The sequence below is a fragment of the Streptomyces sp. NPDC038200 genome (genome assembly GCF_055600785.1).
This window is the reverse complement of sequence record NZ_JBVJYH010000008.1, coordinates 1-24,904: the sequence shown is the minus strand read 5'-3', so window position 1 is coordinate 24,904 and position 24,904 is coordinate 1. Positions and strand designations below refer to the sequence as shown.

General features: G+C 70.2%; 20 protein-coding genes. 14 read left to right on the top strand and 6 right to left on the bottom strand.

Features of this window, described 5'->3' with window-relative positions:
• Window positions 1-31 precede the first annotated feature (31 nt).
• The 5 genes from ACZ7KF_RS18420 to ACZ7KF_RS18400 all read left to right on the top strand — a co-directional run bounded on the left by ACZ7KF_RS18420 (window position 32) and on the right by ACZ7KF_RS18400 (window position 6,188).
• Window positions 32-373, top strand: a complete 342-nt coding sequence (locus ACZ7KF_RS18420) for a WXG100 family type VII secretion target (protein ID WP_225823241.1) — start codon at window positions 32-34, stop codon at window positions 371-373.
• Window positions 374-412: 39 nt separating this feature from the next.
• Window positions 413-715, top strand: coding sequence for a WXG100 family type VII secretion target (locus ACZ7KF_RS18415; RefSeq protein ID WP_225823242.1), 303 nt, complete (start codon window positions 413-415; stop codon window positions 713-715).
• 109 nt (window positions 716-824) lie between these two features.
• Window positions 825-1,757 (top strand): protein kinase family protein, encoded by a 933-nt coding sequence (locus ACZ7KF_RS18410; protein WP_471075529.1) that lies wholly within the window; start codon window positions 825-827, stop codon window positions 1,755-1,757.
• 8 nt (window positions 1,758-1,765) lie between these two features.
• Window positions 1,766-3,982, top strand: coding sequence for a protein kinase domain-containing protein (locus ACZ7KF_RS18405; RefSeq protein WP_471075526.1), 2,217 nt, complete (start codon window positions 1,766-1,768; stop codon window positions 3,980-3,982).
• A 79-nt stretch (window positions 3,983-4,061) separates the two neighbouring features.
• On the top strand, window positions 4,062-6,188 hold the full coding sequence (locus tag ACZ7KF_RS18400) for a protein kinase domain-containing protein (RefSeq protein WP_471075524.1): 2,127 nt from the start codon (window positions 4,062-4,064) through the stop codon (window positions 6,186-6,188).
• 112 nt (window positions 6,189-6,300) lie between these two features.
• On the opposite strand, the gene ACZ7KF_RS18395 is transcribed toward ACZ7KF_RS18400, so the two are convergent.
• The 3 genes from ACZ7KF_RS18395 to eccCa all read right to left on the bottom strand — a co-directional run bounded on the left by ACZ7KF_RS18395 (window position 6,301) and on the right by eccCa (window position 11,735).
• Window positions 6,301-6,981: a hypothetical protein gene (locus ACZ7KF_RS18395; RefSeq protein ID WP_471075521.1), complete on the bottom strand. Its 681-nt coding sequence runs from the start codon at window positions 6,979-6,981 to the stop codon at window positions 6,301-6,303.
• A 105-nt stretch (window positions 6,982-7,086) separates the two neighbouring features.
• Window positions 7,087-7,341, bottom strand: a complete 255-nt coding sequence (locus tag ACZ7KF_RS18390; RefSeq protein WP_471075518.1) for a hypothetical protein — start codon at window positions 7,339-7,341, stop codon at window positions 7,087-7,089.
• 428 nt (window positions 7,342-7,769) lie between these two features.
• Window positions 7,770-11,735 carry a type VII secretion protein EccCa gene (eccCa, locus tag ACZ7KF_RS18385; protein ID WP_471075516.1) on the bottom strand — a complete coding sequence of 1,322 codons (3,966 nt, stop codon included), beginning with the start codon at window positions 11,733-11,735 and terminating at the stop codon, window positions 7,770-7,772.
• 300 nt (window positions 11,736-12,035) lie between these two features.
• Between eccCa and eccD the strand changes: the two genes are divergently transcribed.
• Window positions 12,036-13,535 (top strand): type VII secretion integral membrane protein EccD, encoded by a 1,500-nt coding sequence (gene eccD, locus ACZ7KF_RS18380; RefSeq protein ID WP_471076308.1) that lies wholly within the window; start codon window positions 12,036-12,038, stop codon window positions 13,533-13,535.
• Between the two features lie 114 nt (window positions 13,536-13,649).
• On the opposite strand, the gene ACZ7KF_RS18375 is transcribed toward eccD, so the two are convergent.
• Window positions 13,650-13,943 carry a DUF397 domain-containing protein gene (locus ACZ7KF_RS18375; protein ID WP_225829300.1) on the bottom strand — a complete coding sequence of 98 codons (294 nt, stop codon included), beginning with the start codon at window positions 13,941-13,943 and terminating at the stop codon, window positions 13,650-13,652.
• 274 nt (window positions 13,944-14,217) lie between these two features.
• Here ACZ7KF_RS18375 and rpsO point away from each other — a divergent pair, with 274 nt between their 5' ends.
• From rpsO to ACZ7KF_RS18350, 5 genes are all read left to right on the top strand, one after another.
• Window positions 14,218-14,505: a 30S ribosomal protein S15 gene (gene rpsO, locus ACZ7KF_RS18370; RefSeq protein WP_208034749.1), complete on the top strand. Its 288-nt coding sequence runs from the start codon at window positions 14,218-14,220 to the stop codon at window positions 14,503-14,505.
• Window positions 14,506-14,848: 343 nt separating this feature from the next.
• Complete coding sequence (locus ACZ7KF_RS18365) at window positions 14,849-17,068, top strand: polyribonucleotide nucleotidyltransferase (RefSeq protein WP_471075511.1); 2,220 nt, start codon at window positions 14,849-14,851, stop codon at window positions 17,066-17,068.
• Window positions 17,065-18,444, top strand: coding sequence for a M16 family metallopeptidase (locus ACZ7KF_RS18360; protein WP_471075508.1), 1,380 nt, complete (start codon window positions 17,065-17,067; stop codon window positions 18,442-18,444). The genes ACZ7KF_RS18365 and ACZ7KF_RS18360 overlap by 4 nt, the downstream gene beginning before the upstream one ends.
• A 26-nt stretch (window positions 18,445-18,470) precedes the next feature.
• Window positions 18,471-19,223 carry a 4-hydroxy-tetrahydrodipicolinate reductase gene (gene dapB / locus ACZ7KF_RS18355; protein ID WP_471075505.1) on the top strand — a complete coding sequence of 251 codons (753 nt, stop codon included), beginning with the start codon at window positions 18,471-18,473 and terminating at the stop codon, window positions 19,221-19,223.
• A gap of 11 nt (window positions 19,224-19,234) precedes the next feature.
• On the top strand, window positions 19,235-19,687 hold the full coding sequence (locus ACZ7KF_RS18350; protein ID WP_471075502.1) for a hypothetical protein: 453 nt from the start codon (window positions 19,235-19,237) through the stop codon (window positions 19,685-19,687).
• Window positions 19,688-19,802: 115 nt separating this feature from the next.
• Here the strand turns inward: ACZ7KF_RS18350 and ACZ7KF_RS18345 are convergent, their stop codons facing one another.
• Together ACZ7KF_RS18345 and ACZ7KF_RS18340 are read right to left on the bottom strand one after the other, a co-directional pair.
• Window positions 19,803-20,357 carry a hypothetical protein gene (locus ACZ7KF_RS18345; RefSeq protein WP_471075499.1) on the bottom strand — a complete coding sequence of 185 codons (555 nt, stop codon included), beginning with the start codon at window positions 20,355-20,357 and terminating at the stop codon, window positions 19,803-19,805.
• Window positions 20,358-20,461: 104 nt separating this feature from the next.
• Window positions 20,462-20,722: a hypothetical protein gene (locus ACZ7KF_RS18340; RefSeq protein ID WP_471075496.1), complete on the bottom strand. Its 261-nt coding sequence runs from the start codon at window positions 20,720-20,722 to the stop codon at window positions 20,462-20,464.
• 194 nt (window positions 20,723-20,916) lie between these two features.
• On the opposite strand from ACZ7KF_RS18340, the gene thyX reads away from it, so the two are divergent.
• The 3 genes from thyX (at window position 20,917) to ACZ7KF_RS18325 (ending at window position 24,600) form a co-directional block, all read left to right on the top strand.
• The gene (thyX, locus tag ACZ7KF_RS18335; protein ID WP_471075493.1) at window positions 20,917-21,645 is read left to right on the top strand and encodes an FAD-dependent thymidylate synthase; all 729 of its coding nucleotides are present in this window, start codon (window positions 20,917-20,919) and stop codon (window positions 21,643-21,645) included.
• A gap of 211 nt (window positions 21,646-21,856) precedes the next feature.
• Window positions 21,857-22,756, top strand: a complete 900-nt coding sequence (dapA, locus tag ACZ7KF_RS18330) for a 4-hydroxy-tetrahydrodipicolinate synthase (RefSeq protein WP_471075491.1) — start codon at window positions 21,857-21,859, stop codon at window positions 22,754-22,756.
• A 158-nt stretch (window positions 22,757-22,914) separates the two neighbouring features.
• Window positions 22,915-24,600 carry a ribonuclease J gene (locus ACZ7KF_RS18325; RefSeq protein WP_471075488.1) on the top strand — a complete coding sequence of 562 codons (1,686 nt, stop codon included), beginning with the start codon at window positions 22,915-22,917 and terminating at the stop codon, window positions 24,598-24,600.
• Window positions 24,601-24,904 lie beyond the last annotated feature (304 nt).

The window sequence follows — 24,904 nt, the reverse complement described above, 5'->3', positions numbered from 1 at the left end:
GCAAGGTCAATTCAGAACGAAAGGCATGGAAATGGCGTCAGGGCGTCAGAAGGTCAGCGACGGCGACATTGTTGCCCTTGAAAAGGAGCTCGCGCACCGTTTCGAGGGGATCAAGGGCCAGCTCCGGGATCTGCAGAGCATCATCGACAGCCTCGAAGGTCACTGGAAGGGCATCGGTGCCGGCGCGTTCAACGCCAAGCAGACCGAGATCAACGAACGCATGGTCCGGATCGGCAACATCCTCGCCAAGTTCATCGAGGCCATGAGCAGCACCCGGAAGATCAAGGACAGCACCGAGGACGAGGTCCGCTCGCAGGTGCAGAGCATCGACGTGAACTACGGCGGCTCGCACTCCGCGCTGTCCAGCTACTGATCCCGGCCAGGCCACAACTTCTCAGCAACGGAGGTATTCATGAGCTCCCAGAACCTTGGCGACCTCGAAGTCTCGTACCACAACCTCGACCACACGGCCACCCAGCTGGCCGACCACGCGCGTCGGCTCGAGGAGAGCCTCGAGGCCATCAAGCAGAAGGTCGCCGGTGTGGCCGACATGTGGGAGGGCGAGGCCCACACCACCTACACCGAGCAGCAGACGGCCTGGGACCGTGAGGCCAACGGCATCCACGAGGCCCTCGTCGCCATCGGCAAGGTCGTGCACGCGGCCGGCGGTGACTACCAGGGCGGCGACCGGAAGGCCGCCGGCTACTTCATGTAAGCCGGCCGGACCGACCGGCACGTCACGGCAGCGGGGTGGGCACGCACGGGAGGTGCCCACCCTCTGTCGTGCCGGGCGGCCGCAGAAGAGCGAAGAAGCAGGACAGGGAATGCATGCCACAGAGGGCGCCACGGGCGCGGCCACCGGGGGAGAAGCGGGCAGAGCCGCCTCGGCGCGGCGACGGGTCGGCCCGTACACCCTGATCGCCGCCCTGGACGAGCCCCGTACCAAGGTGCCCGTCCCCGAGCGCCGGTACATCGCCCGCAGCGCCGACGGCGGGCACACCGTCCTGCTCTCCCTGCCGCGCTCCGGTGGCGATCCCTCGCGCTTCCTCGCCGAAGCCGAAGATTCCCGCTACCTCCTCGGCCCCTGCGCCGCCCCGGCCACGGCCGTCGCCGGCCCCGGCGAACCCGCCTGGAGCGCCCGCCCCTACCTGCCCGTCCTCCCGCTGCCGACGGCCCTCGCCGTACACGGCGGCCCGCTGCCCGAGCGGACGGTACGCGCGCTCGGCGTGGCCCTCGCCGAGACTCTGGCCATCCTGCACGGGCAGGGCCTGACCTTCGCGGGCGTGTCCCCGGCGGCCGTCCTGCTCGCCGCCGACGGCCCCCGCCTCTCCTGCTTCGGCGCCGTACGGGCCGCCGCCCCGGACGGCACGCCCCGTTCCGGGCTGCCGGGCCTGGAAGCGGGCAGCCTGCCCCCGGAACAGGCGTCCGGCGGGCGTCCGCGCCCCCTGGGGGACGTGTACGCCCTCGGCGCGACCCTCGCGTACGCCGCCACGGGCCACACGACCCCGGAGCGGGAGGAACTCCCGGCCGCGTTCCGTACCGTCATCGGCCGGTGCCTCACCCGCGACCCCGGCGCCCGCCCTCAACTGGCCGAGCTGATCGAAGCGCTGGCCGGCGAGACGTCCCCGGCCCCCGGCACCCTCCTCACCCCCGGCTGGCTCCCCGGCCGCGTGATCGCGGCCCTCGCGCACCAGTCGGCGGCCGTTCTCACGGCGGAGGTCCCCGTCGAAGCCGTACCCGTACCCCAGCCGAACTGACGACAGCCATGCCTTCCCCTCTCACCCACGACGATCCCCAGGCCATCGGCCCCTACCTCCCCGTCGCCCGCCTCGGCAGCGGCGGCATGGGCACCGTCTACCTGGCCCGCACCGCGGGCGGCCGTACCGTCGCCCTGAAGACCATGCACGCCCGCATCGCCTCCGACCCGGCCTTCCGCACCCGGTTCCGGCTGGAGACCGACGCGGCACGGGTCGTGGGGGAGCGGTACGGCGCCGGGGTCGTCGACGCGGACGTACGAGCCGAGACACCGTGGCTGGCCACCGAGTACGTGCTCGGGCCGCCCCTGGACGACGCCGTCGCGCTGTGCGGCCCGCTGCCCGAACGCACCGTACGGGCGCTCGGTGCCGCGCTGTGCGGGGCGCTGGGCCAGCTGCACGCCTCCGACGTCGTCCATCGCGACCTGAAGCCCTCCAACATCCTCGTCACCGCCTACGGTCCGAAGGTCATCGACTTCGGCATCGCCCGCGCGGCCGGCGACGACCGCCTCACCCGGATCGGGGCCGCGGTCGGCACCCCCGCCTTCATGTCGCCGGAGCAGGCGAGCGGGCAGGAGCACTCGGCGGCGGGGGACGTGTTCGCACTCGCCGGCCTGCTCGTCTTCGCCGCCACCGGCCACCCGCCGTTCGGCCACGGCCAGGCGGCCGACCTGCTCTACCGGGTGCAGTACACCGACCCCGACCTGACCGGAGTACCCGAGAACCTGGTCCCCGTCCTCGCCCAGTGCCTGGACAAGAACCCCTTCCGGCGACCGACCCCTCGTGCACTGGGCGCGGAACTCCACGACGGGTCGGGGGAGTTCGCCGATCACCTGCCCGACGCGCTCCTCGCGGACATCGCACGCAGGGCCACGGAGGTCTGGCAGCTCACGCCGCAGCGACTGCCGGCCCCGCCCGAAGAGGCGGAGACGGCGGTGCGGACCGCCCCCGCACGCTTCTCCCGGCGGCGGCTGCTGATCACCGGTGGAGCCGCGGCTCTGGCCGTCGCGGGCACCGGGGCCGCAGCCTGGGCATGGAGCGAGCGGGGCGGATCGGGACCCGCACCGCGACCCTCGGCGGGGCCCGGCAGCAGTCAGCTGCCGAGGAAGAAGCACGACTCCGTCTGGCAGATCCAGGTCGCCGATCCGCCTGACGACACCGTCCCGGCGCAGCTCCATGTCGTCGAGAACCTGGTGACTCTCGTGGCGGGCAAGGGCCTGGGCGGCATCGTCGCCGAGACCGGGCACATCCAGTTCGCCTCGGACCAGATGGAGAACACCTGGCAGGTGTGCACCGACGGCAGACGCCTCATCAGGCTGGTGCAGGCGGAGGGCTCCGGGAACAACGCCGGCAAGCCAGGCGGGTTCCCGTTGTTGCTCGCTTCCGTGAACCTGCTCACCGGCAAGGCGGGGGAGCCCTTCGCGGAGTTCACCGACCTCAACGGCGTCCTCCCCGAGAACCAACTGGTGTGCACCGCGGACGGCGTCGCCTATGTGGCGGCTGGCCGCGGCGAGTACTCCGACGAGGGCTTCCTCGCCTCGCAGTCCTGGTACCTGTTCGCCGTCGACATCTCCTCGGGCAAGCGACTGTGGAAGACCCCGCTGCCCCCACGGCGCCCGGGTTCGGGGCGGCTCTACTTCCTCAGTGCCACGGTCGTCGGACGACGGCTCGTGTCCCTGCAGGAGGCGAACGACGGCTCCGTGCAGGCCGTCGCGCGCGACACCCGTACGGGAGCCGTCCGATGGGACCGGCCGCTCGACGGGGTCGGACCGGACCGCGTGCGCCACCCACTGGCCGTCGACGAGGACCACCTGTATGTGGGTACCGGGCGTCTGCGCGCCCTGCGGCTCACTGACGGCAAGGTCGCCTGGGACACCAGGTCGGGGCGCCCGGGAGCCGTGTACGGCCCTCCCGTGGTGAAGGAGGATTTCGTGTACGCGGCCCAGAAGGGGCATGGGCTCGTCGGCTTGTCCGGTACCGGTGGCGCGGTCATGTGGGAGGAACGGGGCGACCAGGGGACCAAGGCGGACGTCACGGCCCCGCCGGTGATCGGCCCCCACTACATGTACAACAAGCGCGGATCGGAACTGTGGGCCATCGCCTGGGACTCCACCGGCGCCCCGGTCCGGTCCTTCAGGACGACGGGTGACCGGTTCATCGCACACGAGGCGTCCGAACAGATCATTGCGCTGGGCGGCAAGTTCCTCGCGGCCTTCCCCCTCCAGTGAGTCACCCGATGCGGCACGAGAGCCGGCGGAGAGAAGAGAACCGGTGGAGAGCGGTGGAGAGAAGGGAAAGGGATCCGCGATGAGACCCCTCGGGACCGGTGACCCGGTCCGGCTCGGCCCGTACCGCCTGCTCGGCGTGCTGGGCGAGGGCGGCATGGGAAAGGTGTACGTCGGCCAGGACCACGCGGGTACGGTCGCCGCGGTGAAGGTCCTCCGCCCGGAACTGGCCCACGACACCCACCTCGCCCAGCGCTTCGTGCGGGAGGCACTGGCGGCACAGGCGGTTCGCAGCCCCGGCGTGGCGGCGGTGCTGGGCGCCCGGACCGAGGGCGGCCGGCCGTGGATCGCCACCGAGTTCCTCGCCGGGCCGACCCTGGACCAGATCATCGACGGGTACGGCCCGCTGGACGACGCGAGTCTGCGTGCCCTGGCCGCCTCCGTGGCCCGTACCCTGCGTGACATCCACGCCTCCGGCTTCGTCCACCGTGACCTCAAGCCACCGAACATCGTGCTCACCTCGGCCGGCCCGAAGATCATCGACTTCGGCATCGCTCGCCCCGAGCACGGCTTGACCCTCACCACCACGGGGCAGATCCCCGTCACGCCCGGGTACGGCGCCCCCGAGCAGGTGCTGGGGCACCGGGTCACCCCGGCCGCCGATGTCTTCTCCCTCGGCGCTGTCCTCGTCTACGCCGCCACCGGTCACCGGGCGTTCGAGGGCACGCACGTGGGCGCCGTCCAGTACGAGGTCGTCCACGGGGAGCCGCGCTGGCAGGGGCTGTCAGCCGAGCAGCACGCCCTGATCGCGCCCTGTCTGGCGAAGGACGCGGCGGGACGGCCCAGCCCCGAGCAGATCACCGCCGCGTTCGTCCCGCCCAAGAAGGCGGGTGCGGTGTGGAAGCGCGGGCCCGTCGCGGAGGCGATCAAGGAGCGGGAGCGTGAGATACGGAATCTCAGCGCACCGCTGCTGCCCACGGCGGAGACGGGAACAGGACCGAGTCGGCGGCGCCTTCTCACCGGGTTCGCGGCCGGCGGGGCCGTACTCGCGGCGGGCGGCACCGGGACGGGCTGGTGGCTGCTGCGGGGCGGCAAGAGCGAGCGCCGACGAGAGGATCCGTTCAGTTACCCGCCCGCCGTGAAGACACCGGCCGAACGTCTCCTCTCCGCCGACCAGGGCGACTACATCGTCGGAGGTTCACCGAAGGCGCTGTGGGAAGCGGACGGCGTGACGAGTCCCGAGTCGCCGGCGCCGCTGCCGGTCCGGGACGTCGTCATCGTCGGCCACCCCGACCGCGGTGTGGTGGCTCTCGGCGTCGTCGACGGCAAGCGCCGTTGGAGCGCTCCGACGATGCGGATGACGTGCCGCTATCTCTCGTTGTCCGATCGGCTGGTCGTCGCCGCCGACGAGCACGGCACGCTGCACACCTTCGTCCCCACCAGCGGGGAGCCCAAGTGGACGGCGCGTGCGGACGCCGAGACTCTGCTGACCGTGGACGCGGAAGCGATCTACCTCCTGACGAAGGACCACCGGCTGCGTGCCGTGAGCCGCTCGGACGCCCGTATCCGCTGGACGGCACAGCTACCCGCGGACTTCCGCAAGACGCTCCTGCCCAGACCGGTGGCCCACCGGGGGCGGCTTGTGATCACCACCTCCACCGGGCACGCCATGGCCGTCGACACGGAGAACGGCCGCACGGAATGGACGGCTCGCGATCTGACGAAGGAAAGGTCCCTTTTCCCGGCCGCCTGGAACGGCGTCGTCGTCCTGAACGGCAAGACACTCGTCGCGCGCAGAATCTCCGACGGAAAACGCCTGTGGTCGTATACGGAGAACGCCTACTACGACCACAGTAAAAAGGAATGGGGCCGGCCCAGCATCTACGGCGATGTGCTGTACTCGATCGGCTGCGACACCCAGGGTTACGGCTACCCCAAGGCATTCGATGTCCGGACGGGCAAGAAGCAGTGGGAGGCCGGGGTGGCGGTGACCGGCAACGATCATCCCGTCCTTCGGCAGGGCCACGGTGTCTGGTTCCTGGACCCGGAGCCCGCAGCCACGGTCACGACCACGGGAACCGAGGACGACGCACGGGAGGCCTGGTCGTACCAACTTACCGACAGAGAGGACGCCACAGCGTTCACCGCCGCCGGGAACCGCGTCTTCGTGGCGAGCGGAAACTCTGTGCACGCGCTTCCAGTGTTCTGAGGGAAAGATGGGTAGACGCGTGCATCGCCGCACTCCGTGGGTGACCGACCTGCCGACGGACCCGGAAGAACGCGCGTGAATCAAGGGTGCCGGGTTATCACGTGCGGCAAGATCAATGCTCCGGAACCGTATCGGGCAGGGCCGCTTCCGGAGCGCAGCCAGCCTCCCGGGCCAACTTCCTGGAGGCAGAGTTGAGGATCACCATGCGATCCTTGTCGACAGTGGCGCCGCGCAACTGGCTGGCAACAGCGAACAGCTCTGCCTTCACATACTTCGTGTCGCCGATGTACGGTTTTTCGGATGCTGCTCCGGTGGGGCACCGGAAGAACAGGTCGGCTCCGTCGCGGCCCACTTGCGCATAAAGCCCCAGAGGGTATCTGATCTTGCCGTCCGAGCTTTCCCCGGCAGATTTCGAAGGGTACAGCCGAGCGGCAGAAAAACGGATCTCCATGATCGGCTGTCCGGAGTCGTCACCGGTCCTGTACACCCAGCAAGCGCCGCGCTCACGGTACTCGTCGTGCAGATGCGTGATCGCGTCCCGCACGGAAAAGGCGCCTGCCTTGCCCGCTTCGTCGGCACTGGCGGACTCGTCGAACCGGTCCGTACCGGACAGACGCTGCAGAGCCTTGCCCGCCGAGGCGTCGAGTGCGCCGTCGCATACCTCGCTCGCACGCACCCCCGAGGATTTGGCCTGCTCCCCACCAGAGTTACCGCTGCATCCCCCCACAAGGATGACCGCAACCGCGAACGAGAAAGCCGTTCTGCGTGTACCGCGCGCTGTGATTCGTTGCATCTGACGTCCCCGCTCAGTCCTTGTACGGAGGCCGGCCACGGTAGTCGTTCGCGTCTTCGTGGCGAGCGCCGGTTCCCTGCCGGCCCTCCCGGTGTTCTGACCGCTCTACACGGCCGACGGCATCCTGAACGTCCCGGTGATACCCGTGCCCGGCTTGCACTTCGGCATGCGGGAGAGCGCGCGGCTGGAGTCGTGCAGGGTGCGGAGGTAGTCCTCACGCGCAGTGGCAAGCGGCTCGGTCACCCTGTACCAGGTGCTCACCTCTGCGCGTACCAGTTGAGTGGTCCCGTCGAATTTCGCGCTGGAGCAATCGAAATGGAAGAAACCAGCCCTGATGCTGATGCGGGCCACCTTCCCCATACGGTATGCCTTGAACCCGGAGTCGCTCCTGTGTCCGCTTGCTTGCGGAGTGCGACGTGCAGTTCGTGCGCCTCGTGCCCGACGGCACCGAGATCGTCCTGGTGGACGACCAGACGCCGGTCACTACGGCCCGCACCGCCGCTGTCGGCGAGTTGGTCCAGCTCTGTGTGGGGTGTTTCTCCCTCGGCTGCCGTGCGCTTGAGGTTTTCCCACTCGTCCCAGGCCATCGACGCTCCCCGTGTGCCGACTGCGAATATGGCCGTGCGGTACGTGACGCTAACGGCGAGCGAGCGGCTGCCGCAAGGTATTCCGGTGAAGTCGGCCATAACCGGCTGCTTGGCCGAATTTCCGTAAGACGCCGAATCCGGCGGCCGAATGGCCGCCGGATTCGGGAGGTGTTCCGACTGGTGCCGCTGCTTCGGAGTACCTCAGTACTCCACATCCACCAACCCCGTCTGAACCAACGGCTTTCCCCGCTTGCGGGACACGAAGACGCCCCGCCCCGCCGGCATCGGGCGCGGGCGGACTCCGCCGAGGACGTCGCCCTCGGCCGGGTCGCCGGCCATGATGAGGCCCTGGGCGCCGAGTTCCTTCATGCGCTGCATGAACGGCTCGTAGGAGGCGCGGCCCGCGCCCGCCGAGGAGCGGGCGATGATGAAGCGGACGCCGACGTCGCGGGCGAACGGCAGCATCTCCGTCAGTCCGCTGAGCGGGTTGCCGCTGGACGTGGAGACCAGGTCGTAGTCGTCGATGACGACGAAGACCTGCGGGCCCCGCCACCAGCTCCGGTCCCGCAGCTGCTGTGCCGTGACGTCGGCGGTCGGTGTGCGGCGCTGCATCAGGTCGGCCAGGGCCGCCATGTGGTGGTCCATCTGGCTCGACATCGGGATGTACTCCGCCAGATGCGACGGCGGCGTGATGTCCAGCAGCGAGCGGCGGTTGTCCACCACGAAGAACTTCGCCTCGTCACCGCCGTACCGCAGCGTCAACTGTTTGATCAGCAGCCGCAGCAGGTTGGACTTGCCGGACTCGCTCTCGCCGAAGACGAGGAAGAACGGGTCCTGCTCGAAGTCGACGAACACCGGCTCCAGGTTCTCCTCGTCCAGCGCGAAGGCGATCCCCCGCTGCCGGAAGCGGTCGCCCGGCGGCAGCTCGCCCGCCTCCAGCTGGCGGGGCAGCAGCCGCACCTTGGGGGCGCCCGGCGCCTGCCAGTGGCGCCCGACCTCGGTGGTGAGCGCGGCCGTGGCCTCGGCCAGGTCCGTGTCGGAGGTGAGCCCGTCGATGCGCGGCACGGCCGCCATGTAGTGCAGCTTCTGCGGGGAGAGACCGCGTCCGGGGACGCCCGCGGGGACGTTCACCGCCACCTTGCGGTCGATCTCCGAGTCCATCACGTCGCCCAGCCGCAGCTCCAGGCGGTTCATCAGGTGGTCCTTGAGGTTCGCCCGGACCTCCATCGAGCGGGAGGCCGTGAGGACCAGGTGGATGCCGTAGCCGAGGCCACGCGCGGCGATGTCCAGGACCGCCGGCTCCAGGGCCTCGTAGTCGGTGCGGAAGTTGCCCCAGCCGTCGATGACCAGGAACACGTCGCCCCAGGGCTGGTCGGTGACCGAGATCTCGCCGCGGGCGCGCCGGGTGCGGAAGTCGGCGATCGAGGCGATGCCGGCCGTACGGAAGTACTCCTCACGGCGGGTCAGGACGCCGTACACCTCGGAGACCGTACGCCGGACGCGCTCCGGGTCCAGGCGGGAGGCGATGCCACCGACGTGCGGCAGCCCGTCCACCGCCGCCATACCGCCACCACCGAAGTCCAGGCCGTAGAACTGCACCTCGTGCGGGGTGTGCGTCAGCGCGAAGGAGCAGATCAGCGTGCGCAGGAGCGTGGACTTGCCGGACTGGGGGCCGCCGATGATCTGCATGTGGCCCGCCGCGCCCGAGAAGTCGAGCATCAGACGGTCGCGGCGCTGCTCGTACGGCTTGTCGACCAGACCGGCCGGGACGACCAGGCGGCCCGCGCCCTCGTAGTTGGGCTGGGTCAGGCCGCGGCCCTGCACCGCCGCCAGGCCCGGCAGCAGCGCGTCCAGCGACGGGGGGCTCTCCAGCGGCGGCAGCCACACCTGGTGGGCCGCTGGCCCCTGCGCCTCCAGGCGCCGCACGATCACGTCGAGGACGGTGTCGGCGAGCGCCTCGTCCACCTCGGGCTCGGACGGGGTGCGCTGCTGCGGGATCGCGGTGTACTGCACCGGCACCTCGGCGGCCGTGAACAGCACCGGCCGGCGGTCCACCGGCAGCTGGCCGCCGGGCAGGGCGGCGCGCTGCGAACCCACGCGGTACACGCCGGAGACGTACGCCGCCTTGAACCGGACCATCTCGTCCGTGCCGAACTTCAGGAAGCCGGAACCGGGGACGTTCGGGAGTTCGTAGGCGTCGGGGACGCCGAGCGCGGCCCGGGACTCGGCCGCGGAGAAGGTGCGCAGACCGATCCGGTAGGAGAGGTAGGTCTCCAGGCCGCGCAGCCGGCCCTCCTCCAGGCGCTGCGAGGCCAGCAGCAGATGCACGCCCAGCGAACGGCCGATACGGCCGATCTGCACGAACATCTCGATGAAGTCGGGCTTGGCGGTCAGCAGCTCGCTGAACTCGTCGATGACCAGCACGAGAGAGGGGATGGGCTGCAGCGGGGCGCCCGCCGCGCGCGCCTTCTCGTAGTCGTGGATGTTGGCGTAGTTGCCCGCGTCGCGCAGCAGCTCCTGGCGGCGGTTGAGTTCGCCGCGGATCGAGTCGCCCATGCGGTCGACCAGTGTCAGGTCGTCCGCGAGGTTGGTGATGACGGCCGCCACGTGCGGCATCTGCGCCATGCCGGCGAAGGTCGCACCGCCCTTGAAGTCCGCGAGGACGAAGTTCAGGGTCTCCGAGGAGTGGGTGACCGCGAGGCCCAGCACCAGGGTGCGCAGCAGCTCCGACTTGCCGGAACCGGTCGCGCCGACGCACAGGCCGTGCGGGCCCATGCCCTCCTGCGCGGCCTCCTTCAGGTCCAGCATCACGGGCCGGCCGTCCTCGCCGAGACCGATCGGCACCCGCAGCCGTTCCGCGAGCGCGCGCGGGCGCCAGGTCCGCTTGGTGTCCACGGACGCCGCGTCGCCGAGACCCAGGAGGTCGGTGAACTCCAGGTTGGCCAGCAGGGGTTCGTCGTCGTCGCCGCCGGACGCCATGCGCAGCGGCGCCAGCTGCCGCGCCAGGGCCTCGGCGGACTCGTAGGAGAGGGCGTCCGGGCCGCCCTCGTACACCTCGCCGTGCCCGGACTCCAGCCGCAGCAGGCCGGGCTGTACGACGATGGACAGGTCGCCGCCCGCCGTCGTGAGGTCGCCGGCGACCACTTCGAGCAGCGTGACGCCCTGCAGCCCCTCCGGGTTGGCGAGCACCGAGTCCGGCAGCAGGGACAGGTCGTCCAGCACCAGCACGATGTGCGGCTCGTCCAGCAGCGGCGCCGCGCCGGGATGGAAGCGGGGCCGGCCGGTCAGCCGGCTCGCCAGCAGGTCCTCCAGCTCGCGCGGGTCGGTGCCGATCAGCCGGCGCGCACCCGCGCCGTCCACCGCGCCGGGCGCCTGCACATGCGGCAGCCACTTCGCCCAGTCCCAGTGCGGCAGCGCCTCCCGGCCCGCGGCCACCGCGATGACCAGGTCCTGCGGGGAGTGCAGCGAGGCCAGCGAACCGACCAGCGCGCGGGCGGAGGCCCGTACGGACTGCGGTTCACCGCTGACCGTGACGTGGTAGAAAGCGCGCAGCGACACCGCCATCGGCAGGTCGCCGACGGTGTTGTGCGCGGCGAGGAAGCGCTGCATCGCGCCCGCGGTCAGCGGCTCCAGCTGCTCGACCGGGCCGGTCTCCGGAGCGATGAGCGGGGTGGCCAGCGGCTGCGGGCCGAGGCCGATGCGGACGTGCGCGAAGTCCTCGTCGCCGGGCCGGCGTTCCCAGACCCGGCTGCCCTCGGCGACGAGCGCCCAGAGCTGCTCGGGGGAGGGGTGCAGGTAGTACTGCGCGTCCCGCTGCGTCCTGGCCGCTGCCACGGCGGACTTGCGCGTCTGCGACAGATAGCTGAGGTAGTCGCGGCGCATGTCGGCCAACTGGCCCTGGGAGCCGCGACGGAAGCGGACCACCATCGCGATGGACATCGCCACCGTCGAGGCGATCATGATCATGCCCATGATCTTCATGAACGGCTGGCCGTTCGTGAAGAAGAAGACCACCGAGCCGCCCATGCCCAGCGTGGGCAGGAGCTGCATCAGCACGCTCTCCTGATGCCCCCGCGGCAATTCGGGCGGTGGCTGGACAGCGACCTCTTCCGTGGGCACTTCGGACGGTAGCGCCCTAGGAGGGCGCTTCACGACAATCTGGCTCACCGCTCACCAATTCCCTTGCCCGACCCAGGCTTTCCGCCCGCCGCCCCGTGTCCGGCGAGCGCAGGCCGCCGCGTGATCCTACTGAGTTCACCCGGCACGGGTGAGCGGTAGGGTGCCGGATGTTCGCGTGAGCACACGCCGAGCAGGCCGGGCAGACCGGGGCAAACCCCTCAATGAAGAGGCGGGAAGGCCCCGGAACACCACCGCACGGCACCCGGGTCACCGAGCACCGGGCAAACCGGCACGGGACCTTCACGACATAGACGCACCACCACCACTGAGGGGGAGCAGCAGGTGAGCATGACGGCCGCCGCCACCGGCGGACCCGGGACGGGAGCCCCTTCCGGATCCGGCACCGGACTCGGCTTCTGCCGGGTCACCATCGTCGCGCCGGACAGCCGTATCGACGTGGCACTGCCCGACGACGTCCCCGTCGCCGACCTCTATCCGGAGATCCTCCGGCTGTCCCAGCAGAGCCCCGCGGCCGGCGCCCCGGTCGGCTACCACCTCGTCCGCACCGACGGCACCGTGCTGGACAGCGCCCGCTCCTTCTCCGCCCAGCGCATTCTCGACGGCGAACTCCTCACCCTGCGCCCGTTCGCGGAGTCCCTGCCGCCGGCCGTCTTCGACGACGTCGCCGAGGCCGTGGCCTCCTCCGTCACCAAGCAGCACAAGCTGTGGAGCGGCGACCTGACCCGGGCCGCCGGCCTCGTCGGCGGCGGCGTGCTGCCCACGCTGCTCGCGTTCGTCGCCTGGACCTCCGACCCGCGCCACGACATGCACGGCCTGGCCGGCATCCTCGCCGCCGTCACCGGCGTCCTCCTGGTCGTGCTCTCCGCCGTCCGCGCCCGCGTCTACGACGACCGGGGCTCGGCCGTCGCCCTCGGTCTCGGCGCACTGCCCAACATCGGCGTCGCGGGCAGCGGTCTGCTACCCCTGAGCGACGGCGAGGGCATCGGCAGACTCCAGTTCCTGCTGGCGTGCGCGGCCGTCCTCGTCGCCGCACTGATCCTCGCCCTGTGCTCACCCCAGGGCGACGGCCCCTTCGTCGCCTTCGTGTTCGCCTCGGCGATCGCCCTGGTCGTCGTCTTCATCGCGACCCTCACGAACTGGGCCCCCAGGGAGATGGCCGGCCTGTGCGCGCCCGTCGCCGTCGGCGCCCTCGCCTTCCTGCCCGGCATGTCCATGCGCTTCGCACGGCTGCCGATCGGCTTCGAGAACCCCAGCAGCGGCACCCCCCGCTCCGCCTACGGCGCCGAGACCGCCGCCCAGGAGCCGGTGGACACCGAGCGCATCGAGGCACAGGCGCGGCGCGGCCACGAACTCCTCGTCGGCCTCGTCGGCGGCTGCGCCCTGCTCGCCGTCGGGGCCTCGGCCGTCCTGGGCTTCTCCGACGACATCTGGGCCCAGCTGCTCGCGTTCGCCACCGGCATCGCGATGCTCATGCGCGCCGGGCTCTTCCGCTACACCGCCCAGGTCGCCTCGGTGCTGGCCGCCGGTCTCGGCTCCCTGGTCCTGCTGGGCCTCGGCCTCGCCCTCAACCCGCCGCAGCACATCATGCGCGCGGCACTGGCCGGCGACCGTACCGACCTCGAGATCCGCACCATCTGGCTGATCGCGGTGATCGCCCTGGCCACGGCCCTGGTGACGGCCCTGGGCCTGATCCTGCCGCGCGGCGGACTGACCCCCTTCTGGGGCCGCTTCCTGGAGATCTGCGAGGGCTTCGTCCTGCTGACCCTCATCCCGCTCACCCTGGCCGTCTTCGACGTGTACGCGAAGGCGCGCGCCATGACCAGCTAGGGACCGGCGGACAGGCGTGACCGGCCGGGGGCCGGCCGACGGAAAAGGGGCGGCACGCACACGCGTGCCGCCCCTTTTCCGCATGCGCCGCTCACCGCGCCGCGCAGGTGCCGCTCACTGCACGTCGAGGCCCCCGTTGTGCGCCATCGGCTTCAGATCGAACTCCCCGTCCCGCGCCCCCAGCACGAACGCCCGCCACTCCGCCTCGGTGTAGCGCAGCACGGTGTCCGGGTCGAGCGAGGACCGCATCGCCACCGCCCCGCCGGGCAGATACGCGATCTCGACCCGCTCCTCGTGCTCCTCCGTGCCGGGCGCGCAGTGCCACTGCGCGCCCGAGATGTCGAGCGCGTACAGCTCGTCCCGCTCCCGCTCCTTGCGCGCCTTGATCTCCGCTTCCGTCTCCGCCATGGTGCAGCGACCCCTTCCCGAGGTAGGTACGGTCCCGGCGCTCACCCTAGTGGCGGAGACCGGCCCGCCAGGACGGTTCGGCGACCGGGCGTAAGGTCCCCGCCATCGGCTGGTACCCTGAGTGACGGCCGTTTGTGTACGCACCCCCGGAACCCGACTTCACGGTGTTCTGGAGGCCGCGCCCAGCGGATCCCCGCCTCCCGAGTAACGGAAGCTTCCCCGAGATGAAGACCGGGGGCACTCGGTGGCCACTCACAGACTATGAGGAGTACGCGTGTCGCTCGACGCCGCTACGAAGAAGCAGATCATCGCCGAGTTCGGTGCCAAGGAGGGTGACACCGGCTCCCCCGAGGTCCAGGTCGCTCTGCTCTCCCGTCGGATCTCCGACCTGACGGAGCACCTCAAGACCCACAAGCACGACCACCACTCCCGTCGTGGCCTGCTGATCCTGGTCGGTCAGCGCCGTCGCCTGCTGCAGTACCTGGCGAAGAAGGACATCCAGCGCTTCCGTGCGCTGGTCGACCGCCTCGGCATCCGCCGCGGTGCGGCGGGCGCCAAGTAGGACGCCGTGAGGGGAGCGGTTCCCGGGAGGACTCGGGGACCGCTCCCTTTGCCGTATGCGGGGCTCCGCCCCGCTCACGGAACCCTCCGCCGTACGTGCGGAAACGTGCGGAGTGTCACTCACGCTTTGTAGTGTGGTAGCACAACGCAATACGTACGACACAGAACGAGGAGAAGCGCACCTCGCCGCCGCCGGTCCTCGGTAGTGGCCCCCGGGGGGAAGCGAGCCCCGGGTGCTTCGATCGAAGACCGGCCCGCACCGCACGGAGCGCTTCTCCACCACCGTCCCCCTGCCACACGGGCAGCCAAGGGACAAAAGACGATATGTAACGGAGAAAACGCTAGTGGAGAACGAGACCCACTACGCCGAGGCCGTCATCGACAACGGACCCTTCGGCACCCGCACCATCCGCTTCGAGACGGGCCGCCTGGCCAAGCAGGCCGCCGGCTCCGCCGTGGCGTACCTGGACGACGACACCATGGTGCTGTCGGCGACCACCGCCTCCAAGAACCCCAAGGACCAGCTCGACTTCTTCCCCCTGACGGTGGACGTCGAGGAGCGGATGTACGCCGCCGGCAAGATCCCCGGCAGCTTCTTCCGCCGTGAGGGCCGGCCCTCCGAGGACGCGATCCTCACCTGCCGTCTGATCGACCGCCCGCTGCGCCCGTCCTTCAAGAAGGGCCTGCGCAACGAGATCCAGGTCGTCGCCACGATCATGGCCCTCAACCCCGACCACCTGTACGACGTCGTGGCGATCAACGCCGCGTCCGCGTCCACGCAGCTGGCCGGCCTGCCCTTCTCCGGCCCGATCGGCGGCGTCCGCGTCGCGCTGATCCGCGGCCAGTGGGTCGCGTTCCCGACGCACACCGAGCTCGAGGACGCCGTCTTCGACATGGTCGTCGCGGGCCGTGTCCTGGAGGACGGCGACGTCGCGATCATGATGGTCGAGGCCGAGGCCACCGAGGGGACCATCAAGCTGGTCGAGGGCGGCGCCGAGGCGCCGACCGAGGAGGTCGTGGCCGCCGGTCTCGACGCCGCCAAGCCCTTCATCAAGGTGCTCTGCCGCGCCCAGGCCGACCTCGCCGCCAAGGCCGCCAAGCCGACCGCCGAGTTCCCGATCTTCCTGGACTACCAGGACGACGTCCTGGAGGCCCTGGCCGCCGCGGTCAAGCCCGAGCTGGCCCAGGCGCTCACCATCGCCGGCAAGCAGGAGCGCGAGGCCGAGCTGGACCGCGTCAAGGGTCTGGCCGCCGAGAAGCTCCTCCCGGAGTTCGAGGGCCGCGAGAAGGAGATCTCCGCCGCGTACCGCTCCCTGACCAAGCAGCTCGTCCGCGAGCGCGTGATCAAGGAGAAGAAGCGCATCGACGGCCGCGGTGTCACCGACATCCGCACCCTGGCCGCCGAGGTCGAGGCCATCCCGCGCGTGCACGGCTCCGCGGTGTTCGAGCGTGGCGAGACCCAGATCCTGGGCGTCACCACCCTCAACATGCTCCGCATGGAGCAGCAGCTGGACACCCTCTCCCCGGTGACCCGCAAGCGCTACATGCACAACTACAACTTCCCGCCGTACTCCACCGGTGAGACCGGCCGCGTCGGCTCCCCGAAGCGCCGCGAGATCGGCCACGGCGCCCTCGCCGAGCGCGCCCTGGTCCCGGTCCTGCCGACGCGCGAGGAGTTCCCCTACGCGATCCGCCAGGTCTCCGAGGCGCTGAGCTCCAACGGCTCGACGTCCATGGGCTCGGTCTGCGCCTCCACCATGTCGCTGCTGAACGCCGGTGTGCCGCTGAAGGCCCCCGTCGCCGGTATCGCCATGGGCCTGATCTCCCAGGAGATCGACGGCGAGACGCACTACGTCACCCTCACCGACATCCTCGGTGCGGAGGACGCCTTCGGCGACATGGACTTCAAGGTCGCCGGCACCAAGGAGTTCGTCACCGCCCTCCAGCTCGACACCAAGCTGGACGGCATCCCCGCCTCCGTCCTGGCCGCCGCCCTCAAGCAGGCCCGTGACGCCCGCCTCCACATCCTCGACGTGATGATGGAAGCGATCGACACCCCGGACGAGATGTCCCCGAACGCCCCGCGGATCATCACCGTCAAGATCCCCGTGGACAAGATCGGTGAGGTCATCGGCCCCAAGGGCAAGATGATCAACCAGATCCAGGAGGACACCGGCGCCGAGATCACCATCGAGGACGACGGCACCATCTACATCGGTGCCGCCGACGGCCCCTCCGCCGAGGCCGCCCGCGCCACGATCAACGGCATCGCCAACCCGACGATGCCCGAGGTCGGCGAGCGGTACCTGGGTACGGTCGTCAAGACGACCACCTTCGGTGCGTTCGTCTCCCTGCTGCCCGGCAAGGACGGTCTGCTGCACATCTCGCAGATCCGCAAGCTGGCCGGCGGCAAGCGCGTGGAGAACGTCGAGGACGTCCTCGGCGTGGGCCAGAAGGTCCAGGTCGAGATCGCCGAGATCGACTCCCGCGGCAAGCTCTCCCTCGTCCCGGTGGTCGAGGGCGAAGAGGGCTCCGACGAGGCGAAGGACGACGCCGAGCAGTGACGTCCCGTAGCTCCAAGGTGACGGCCCGCTCCTCTTCGGAGGCGCGGGCCGTCGCCCGTACCCAAACCCTCATCAAGGGCACGGCCGGCATCGGCACGGTCCGCAAGACCACCCTCCCCGGCGGCCTGCGCATCGTCACCGAAACCCTGCCCTCGGTCCGCTCCGCGACCTTCGGCATCTGGGCGCACGTCGGCTCCCGCGACGAGACCCCGGCCCTGAACGGCGCCACGCACTACCTGGAGCACCTGCTCTTCAAGGGCACGCACAAGCGCAGCGCGCTGGACATCTCCTCCGCCCTCGACGCCGTCGGCGGCGAGATGAACGCGTTCACGGCCAAGGAGTACACGTGCTACTACGCGCGCGTGCTCGACACCGACCTGCCCCTCGCCATCGACGTCGTCTGCGACATGCTGACCGGCTCGCTGATCCTCGAAGAGGACGTCGACGTCGAGCGCGGCGCGATCCTCGAAGAGATCGCCATGACCGAGGACGACCCCGGCGACTGCGTGCACGACCTGTTCGCGCACACCATGTTCGGCGACAACGCCCTCGGCCGCCCGGTCCTCGGCACCGTCGACACGGTCAACGCCCTCACCGCCGACCGCATCCGCCGCTTCTACAAGAAGCACTACGACCCCACGCACCTCGTGGTCGCCTGCGCCGGCAACATCGACCACAACAAGGTCGTACGCCAGGTCCGCGCGGCCTTCGAGAAGGCGGGCGCCTTCAAGAACACGGACGCCCAGCCCATCGCCCCGCGCGACGGCAGCCGTACGATCCGCACCTCCGGCAAGGTCGAGCTGCTGTCCCGCAAGACCGAGCAGGCGCACGTCGTCCTCGGCATGCCCGGCCTCGCCCGCACCGACGACCGCCGCTGGGCCATGGGCGTGCTCAACACCGCCCTCGGCGGCGGCATGTCCTCCCGTCTCTTCCAGGAGGTCCGGGAGAAGCGGGGCCTCGCCTACAGCGTGTACTCGTACACCTCCGGCTTCGCCGACTGCGGCCTGTTCGGCGTCTACGCCGGCTGCCGGCCCAGCCAGGTGCACGACGTGCTGCGGATCTGCCGCGACGAACTCGACCACGTCGCGCAGAACGGCCTCTCCGACGACGAGATCGCCCGCGCCATCGGCCAGCTCCGGGGCTCCACGGTCCTGGGCCTGGAGGACACCGGCGCGCTGATGAACCGTATCGGCAAGAGCGAGCTGTGCTGGGGCGAGCAGATGTCCGTGGACGACATGCTCGCGGAGATAGCGGCGGTCACCCCGGACGAGGTCCGCGCGGTCGCCCGCGACATCCTGGGACAGCGTCCGTCTCTGTCGGTCATCGGCCCGCTCAAGGACAAGCAGGCCTCCCGGCTGCACGGCGCGGTCGCCTGAAACACCACCGGTTAGGAAGCAGGAACATGAGCAAGCTGCGCGTGGCGGTCCTCGGTGCCAAGGGCCGGATCGGGTCCGAGGCGGTCAAGGCGGTCGAGGCCGCCGAGGACATGGAACTGGTCGCCGCCCTCGGCCGGGGCGACAAGCTGGAGACCCTGGCGGAGACCGGCGCCCAGGTCGCCGTCGAGCTGACCACCCCGGCCTCGGTCATGGGCAACCTCGACTTCTGCGTGCGCCACGGCATCCACGCGGTCGTCGGGACGACGGGCTGGACCGAGGAGCGCCTCGCGCAGCTGACGGGCTGGCTCGCCCAGTCCCCGCGGACCGGCGTGCTCATCGCGCCGAACTTCTCCATCGGGGCCGTGCTGACGATGAAGTTCGCGCAGATCGCCGCGCCCTACTTCGAGTCGGTCGAGGTGGTCGAGCTGCACCACCCGAACAAGGTGGACGCGCCCTCCGGCACCGCCACCCGCACGGCCCAGCTCATCGCCGAGGCCCGCCGGGCGGCCGGCACCGCTCCCGCGCCGGACGCCACGGTCACGGCCCTGGACGGGGCACGCGGCGCCAGCGTCGACGGCGTCCCCGTCCACGCCGTCCGCCTGCGCGGCCTCCTGGCCCACCAGGAGGTCCTCCTCGGCGGCGAGGGCGAGACCCTCACCATCCGCCACGACTCCCTGCACCACAGCAGCTTCATGCCGGGCATCCTGCTGGGCGCCCGCCGCGTGGTGTCGACTCCGGGCCTGACGTTCGGCCTGGAGAACTTCCTGGACCTGAGCTGAGCCCACTCGTCATGCGCGCGAAGATCACCTACCTCGTCACGGCCGCCGTCCTGGTCTTCTACTTCGTCCTGGTCGGCAGCCGCGGCGTGATGCTCATCCAGTCCGGCACGGTCCTCACGGTCACCTTCGGCGTGGCCGTGCTGATCCTGCCCGTCATCGGCCTGTGGTTCCTGTGGAAGAACACCCAGTTCGTCCGCAGGGCCAACCAGCTCGCCGCCGAACTCGACGCCGAGGGCGGTCTGCCCGTCGACGAGCTGAAGCGCACCGAGGGCGGCCGCATCGACCGCGACTCGGCCGACGAGGTCTTCGCCCAGCGCAAGGCCGAGACGGAGGCGACCCCCGACGACTGGCGCTGCTGGTTCCGCCTGGCCGTCGCCTACCACGACGCCCGCGACACCCCCCGCGCCCGCAAGGCCATGCAGCACGCCATCGCCCTGCACGACGGCAGACCGGTCCAGGCGTGAGCCGGCCGCACCGCGAGGCCGCCCCGACCGGCTGAGACCGTCCGGGCGCGTGCGGAGACGCCGAAGGGGCCGGTCCGCGGCAGCGCGAGCCGGCCCCTTCGGGTTCGCTCCGGTATCAGCCGCGCCCGTTCTCCGCGGCCCAGGCCTCCAACGTGTCCGCGGCCCGGTCGAAAGCCACCGGCCGGCCCAGGAAGTCCAGGGTGTGCGTGGTCAGCAGCGGCGGAACGTCGTCGCCACGCCGGTCCTTGCTCACGAGGGTCAGCGCCTGTCCCTGCACGGTGCGCGGCAGCCCCAGCCAGCGCACCGGCTGCTGCACCGTCCGCACCGAGACGACCCGCGCCCACGGCACCGTCCGTGTCAGCAGGAAGCCGGTGCGGCGCAGCCCGTGCCTGCTCACCCACACCCCCATGCGCAGCAGCCGCAGCGCGCAGGCGACGATCAGCACGCCCGCGACGAGGACCGCCCCGGCGGTCGGCACCGAGCCGGTCAGCGCGGTGAGCACCGCGGCGAACAGGGTGAGCGAGGCGAGCAGCAGCCACAGCGCGGCCATGCCCACTCGCCAGGGCCCGGGCCGGTAGGGGCGCCGCCAGCGGTCCGGGTCGTCGTAGGGCAGCGCACTCTCGGCTGCCGTCTCGAAGGTGCGGTCGGCCGTCAGAAAGGGCAGGGGCACGGCTGGTCCTCACTCGGTCCTCGCGTGGGCTGTGCCCGGTGAGGCTATCCGGCCGTGATCCCGCTCACCAGCCTTGGGCGTCCGGAAGGGTCAGTGCCCCCCGCTCAGCGCCCCTGGGACGCCTGGGACTGCTGAGCCGGCGCATCGGACTGCGCGGAGAGCGCCGGCATGCCCACGAGCAGGGCGCCCACGAGCCCGGCGACGAGGGTGAGGCCCAGCAGCCAGCGCCCGGCCAGCTCACCGAAGGACGCCCGCCGACGGGGCGGGGGAGTGACATTGCTGCGGAACCTGTCCGCCTCGGCCACGAAGGCGAAGGGGACGGGTTCGCGGGGGGCACCTCCCGGCGGCAGCTGGGGGAGAAACATCGTGGTCGCGACTCCTCTCAGGGGACGAAGATCGAATGTGCACGCCTCACCGGTACAGACGATCGAGTGACACAAAAGGTGCCCATGTCCGAAAAATTCGTCGTGTGTTTTTTGGGCGAGGTGCGGTTCCGGCTGTCACGAGTGGCCCCGTAGGGTGGGCGTGAAACACAAGTGATGGAAGGACCCCCACCCCCGTGACCACCCGCGAGTCGCTCACGTTCCGCAGCGACGTCACCGTCGAGCTGGTGAAATCCGCCGCTTCGGACGCCGACGTCCTCTTCGCCGCCCGCGTCTCCACCGCCGGCGAGCAGTCCCTCGACGAGCTGAAGAAGGACCCCGAGCGCTCCAAGGGCCTGATCAACTACTTGATGCGCGACCGGCACGGCAGCCCGTTCGAGCACAACTCGATGACGTTCTTCATCAGCGCCCCGATCTTCGTCTTCCGCGAGTTCATGCGACACCGGGTCGGCTGGTCGTACAACGAGGAGTCCGGCCGCTACCGCGAGCTCGAGCCGGTCTTCTACGTCCCCGACACCTCCCGCAAGCTCGTCCAGCAGGGCCGCCCCGGCAAGTACGTCTTCGTCGAGGGGACGCCGGGGCAGCACGCCGCCGTCGGCGACACCCTCCGGGACTCCTACGAGCAGGCCTATACGGCCTACCAGAAGCTCCTCGCCGAGGGCGTCGCCCGCGAGGTCGCCCGAGCGGCCCTCCCGGTCGGCCTCTACTCCTCGATGTACGCCACCTGCAACGCGCGCTCCCTGATGCACTTCCTCGGCCTGCGCACCCAGCACGAGCTGGCCAAGGTGCCGTCCTTCCCGCAGCGGGAGATCGAGATGGTGGGCGAGAAGATGGAGGCGGAGTGGGCGAAGCTCATGCCGCTGACGTACGCCGCCTTCAATGCGAACGGGCGTGTGGCCCCGTAACGAAGCCTTGTTCCCCTCCCGGGAACGGATGTACTGATCAGCCTCGCGAAGTGTCCGTATTGCGGCATTTAGAGAAGTTCATCTAGCCTGATCAAACGGACCCGGCACTGCTTGAACCCCCGAGCAGGCAGTGCCGGGCTCCTTCTTTGTCCTGACTTTCCCGACACCCCAAGGGCACACCTCGTATCGAGCACCGAGTAGCGTGTTACCCATGGCTCCGACCTCGACTCCGCAGACCCCCTTCGGGCGGGTCCTCACCGCCATGGTCACGCCCTTCACGGCGGACGGCGCACTCGACCTCGACGGCGCGCAGCGGCTCGCCGCCCACCTGGTGGACGCAGGCAACGACGGCCTGATCGTCAACGGCACCACCGGCGAGTCCCCCACCACCAGTGACGCGGAGAAATCGGACCTCGTACGAGCCGTCCTGGAGGCCGTCGGCGACCGCGCCCACGTCGTCGCCGGCGTCGGAACCAACGACACCCACCACAGCGTCGAGCTGGCCCGCGAGGCCGAGCGCATCGGCGCCCACGGCCTCCTGGTCGTCACGCCGTACTACAACAAGCCCCCGCAGGAGGGCCTGTACCGGCACTTCACGACCGTCGCGGACGCCACCGGTCTCCCGGTCATGCTCTACGACATCCCCGGCCGCAGCGGCGTCCCGATCAGCACCGAGACCCTCGTCCGGCTCGCCGAGCACCCGCGGATCGTCGCCAACAAGGACGCCAAGGGCGACCTGGGCCGCGCCGGCTGGGCCATCGCACGGTCCGGCCTCGCCTGGTACTCCGGCGACGACATGCTGAACCTCCCGCTGCTCTCCGTGGGCGCGGTCGGCTTCGTCTCGGTCGTCGGCCACCTCGTCACCCCCGACCTGCGTGCCCTGGTGGACGCGTACGTCTCCGGGGACGTCGTCAAGGCCACCGAGATCCACCAGAAGCTGCTCCCGGTCTACACCGGCATGTTCCGCACCCAGGGCGTCATGACCACCAAGGCGGCACTCGCGCTTCAGGGCCTGCCCGCCGGGCCGCTGCGCCTGCCCATGGTCGAGTGCTCGCCCGAGGAGATCGCCCAGCTCAAGATCGATCTTGCTGCCGGCGGGGTACAGCTCTGACAACAGACTTGGCACGACCCGAGCTTCACAACTGAATCGAACAACAGCAGACGCGGGCCACCGGTGCCCGCACCCCACAACGACAACTGCTTCTGCACGAACGTCATGCGCGCCACGTGCCCGACCGGTACGTGGCGCGCGTGGTTGAGGAGAGTCTTTTGAGTCATCCGCATCCTGAACTCGGCCCGCCGCCGCCGCTCCCCGAGGGCGGCCTGCGGGTCACCCCGCTCGGTGGTCTCGGCGAGATCGGCCGAAACATGACGGTCTTCGAGTACGGCGGCCGTCTGCTGATCGTCGACTGCGGAGTGCTCTTCCCCGAGGAGGAGCAGCCCGGAATCGACCTGATCCTGCCGGACTTCTCGTCCATCCGGGACCGCCTCGACGACATCGAGGGCATCGTCCTCACCCATGGCCACGAGGACCACATCGGCGGCGTCCCCTTCCTGCTCCGCGAGAAGCCGGACATCCCGCTGATCGGCTCCAAGCTCACGCTGGCCCTGATCGAGGCCAAGCTCCAGGAGCACCGGATCCGCCCGTACACCCTGGAGGTGGCGGAGGGGAACCGCGAGCGCATCGGCCCCTTCGACTGCGAGTTCATCGCCGTCAACCACTCCATCCCGGACGCCCTGGCGGTCGCCATCCGCACCCCCGCGGGCATGGTCGTGCACACCGGCGACTTCAAGATGGACCAGCTTCCGCTGGACAACCGCCTCACCGACCTGCACGCCTTCGCGCGGCTGAGCGAAGAGGGCATCGACCTCCTCCTCACCGACTCCACGAACGCCGAGGTCCCGGGCTTCACCCCGCACGAGCGCGACATCTCCAACGTGCTGCGCCAGGTCTTCGCCAACGCCCGCAAGCGGATCATCGTGGCGAGCTTCGCCAGCCACGTCCACCGCATCCAGCAGATCCTGGACGCCGCGCACGAGTACGGCCGGCGGGTCGCCTTCGTCGGCCGCTCCATGGTCCGCAACATGGGCATCGCCCGTGACCTCGGCTACCTGAAGGTCCCGCCGGGCCTGGTGGTCGACGTCAAGACACTGGACGACCTGCCCGACCACGAGGTGGTCCTGGTCTGCACGGGCTCCCAGGGCGAGCCGATGGCGGCCCTGTCCCGCATGGCCAACCGCGATCACCAGATCCGCATCGTCGACGGCGACACGGTCATCCTCGCGTCCTCGCTGATCCCGGGGAACGAGAACGCGGTCTACCGCGTGATCAACGGTCTGACCCGCTGGGGCGCCAACGTCGTCCACAAGGGCAACGCCAAGGTGCATGTCTCCGGCCATGCCTCCGCGGGCGAGCTGCTGTACTTCTACAACATCTGCCGCCCGAGGAACCTGATGCCGGTCCACGGCGAATGGCGCCACCTGCGTGCCAACGCCGAGCTGGGTGCACTCACGGGAGTGCCGCACGACCGGATCGTCATCGCCGAGGACGGTGTGGTGGTCGACCTGGTCGAGGGCAAGGCCAAGATCTCCGGCAAGGTCCAGGCCGGTTACGTCTACGTCGACGGACTCTCGGTCGGCGACGTCGGCGAGCCGGCGCTGAAGGACCGCAAGATCCTCGGCGACGAGGGCATCATCTCGGTCTTCGTGGTCGTGGACTCCTCCACGGGCAAGATCACGGGCGGTCCGCACGTCCAGGCCCGCGGCTCCGGTATCGAGGATTCGGCGTTCGCCGACGTCCTCCCGAAGATCACGGAAGTCCTGGAGCGGTCCGCCCAGGACGGCGTCGTGGAGCCCCATCAGCTCCAGCAACTCGTCCGCCGGACCCTCGGCAAGTGGGTCTCGGACACCTATCGCCGCAGGCCGATGATCCTCCCGGTGGTCGTGGAGGTCTGACGCCCCGTCGATGCGGGCCAGGAGCGGGGCGCCTCGATTTGCATCGGGGCGCCCCGCTCCAGTACGTTTACGGCTCTGCCCGACCGGGAACCCCAGCACTTCACGCGCTGGACACGGATGCCCGGAGCGGGTGGGAAATCCGGCTCAGAACTTCTGATAAAGTCGGAGCCGCCGGAAAGGGAAACGCGGAAGCGGGAACCTGGAAAGCACCGAGGAAATCGGATCGAATGAAGATCTGATAGAGTCGGAAACACGAAGGGAAGCCCGGAGGAAAGCCCGAGAGGGTGAGTACAAAGGAAGCGAC

Bases quoted from the DNA above. Each gene is read 5' to 3' on its own strand.
- ACZ7KF_RS18420 (WP_225823241.1), top strand. From the start codon at position 32: ATGGCGTCAGGGCGTCAGAAGGTCAGCGACGGCGACATTGTTGCCCTT.
- ACZ7KF_RS18415 (WP_225823242.1), top strand. From the start codon at position 413: ATGAGCTCCCAGAACCTTGGCGACCTCGAAGTCTCGTACCACAACCTC.
- ACZ7KF_RS18410 (WP_471075529.1), top strand. From the start codon at position 825: ATGCATGCCACAGAGGGCGCCACGGGCGCGGCCACCGGGGGAGAAGCG.
- ACZ7KF_RS18405 (WP_471075526.1), top strand. From the start codon at position 1,766: ATGCCTTCCCCTCTCACCCACGACGATCCCCAGGCCATCGGCCCCTAC.
- ACZ7KF_RS18400 (WP_471075524.1), top strand. From the start codon at position 4,062: ATGAGACCCCTCGGGACCGGTGACCCGGTCCGGCTCGGCCCGTACCGC.
- ACZ7KF_RS18395 (WP_471075521.1), bottom strand. From the start codon at position 6,981: ATGCAACGAATCACAGCGCGCGGTACACGCAGAACGGCTTTCTCGTTC.
- ACZ7KF_RS18390 (WP_471075518.1), bottom strand. From the start codon at position 7,341: ATGGGGAAGGTGGCCCGCATCAGCATCAGGGCTGGTTTCTTCCATTTC.
- eccD (WP_471076308.1), top strand. From the start codon at position 12,036: ATGACGGCCGCCGCCACCGGCGGACCCGGGACGGGAGCCCCTTCCGGA.
- ACZ7KF_RS18375 (WP_225829300.1), bottom strand. From the start codon at position 13,943: ATGGCGGAGACGGAAGCGGAGATCAAGGCGCGCAAGGAGCGGGAGCGG.
- dapB (WP_471075505.1), top strand. From the start codon at position 18,471: ATGAGCAAGCTGCGCGTGGCGGTCCTCGGTGCCAAGGGCCGGATCGGG.
- ACZ7KF_RS18350 (WP_471075502.1), top strand. From the start codon at position 19,235: ATGCGCGCGAAGATCACCTACCTCGTCACGGCCGCCGTCCTGGTCTTC.
- ACZ7KF_RS18340 (WP_471075496.1), bottom strand. From the start codon at position 20,722: ATGTTTCTCCCCCAGCTGCCGCCGGGAGGTGCCCCCCGCGAACCCGTC.
- dapA (WP_471075491.1), top strand. From the start codon at position 21,857: ATGGCTCCGACCTCGACTCCGCAGACCCCCTTCGGGCGGGTCCTCACC.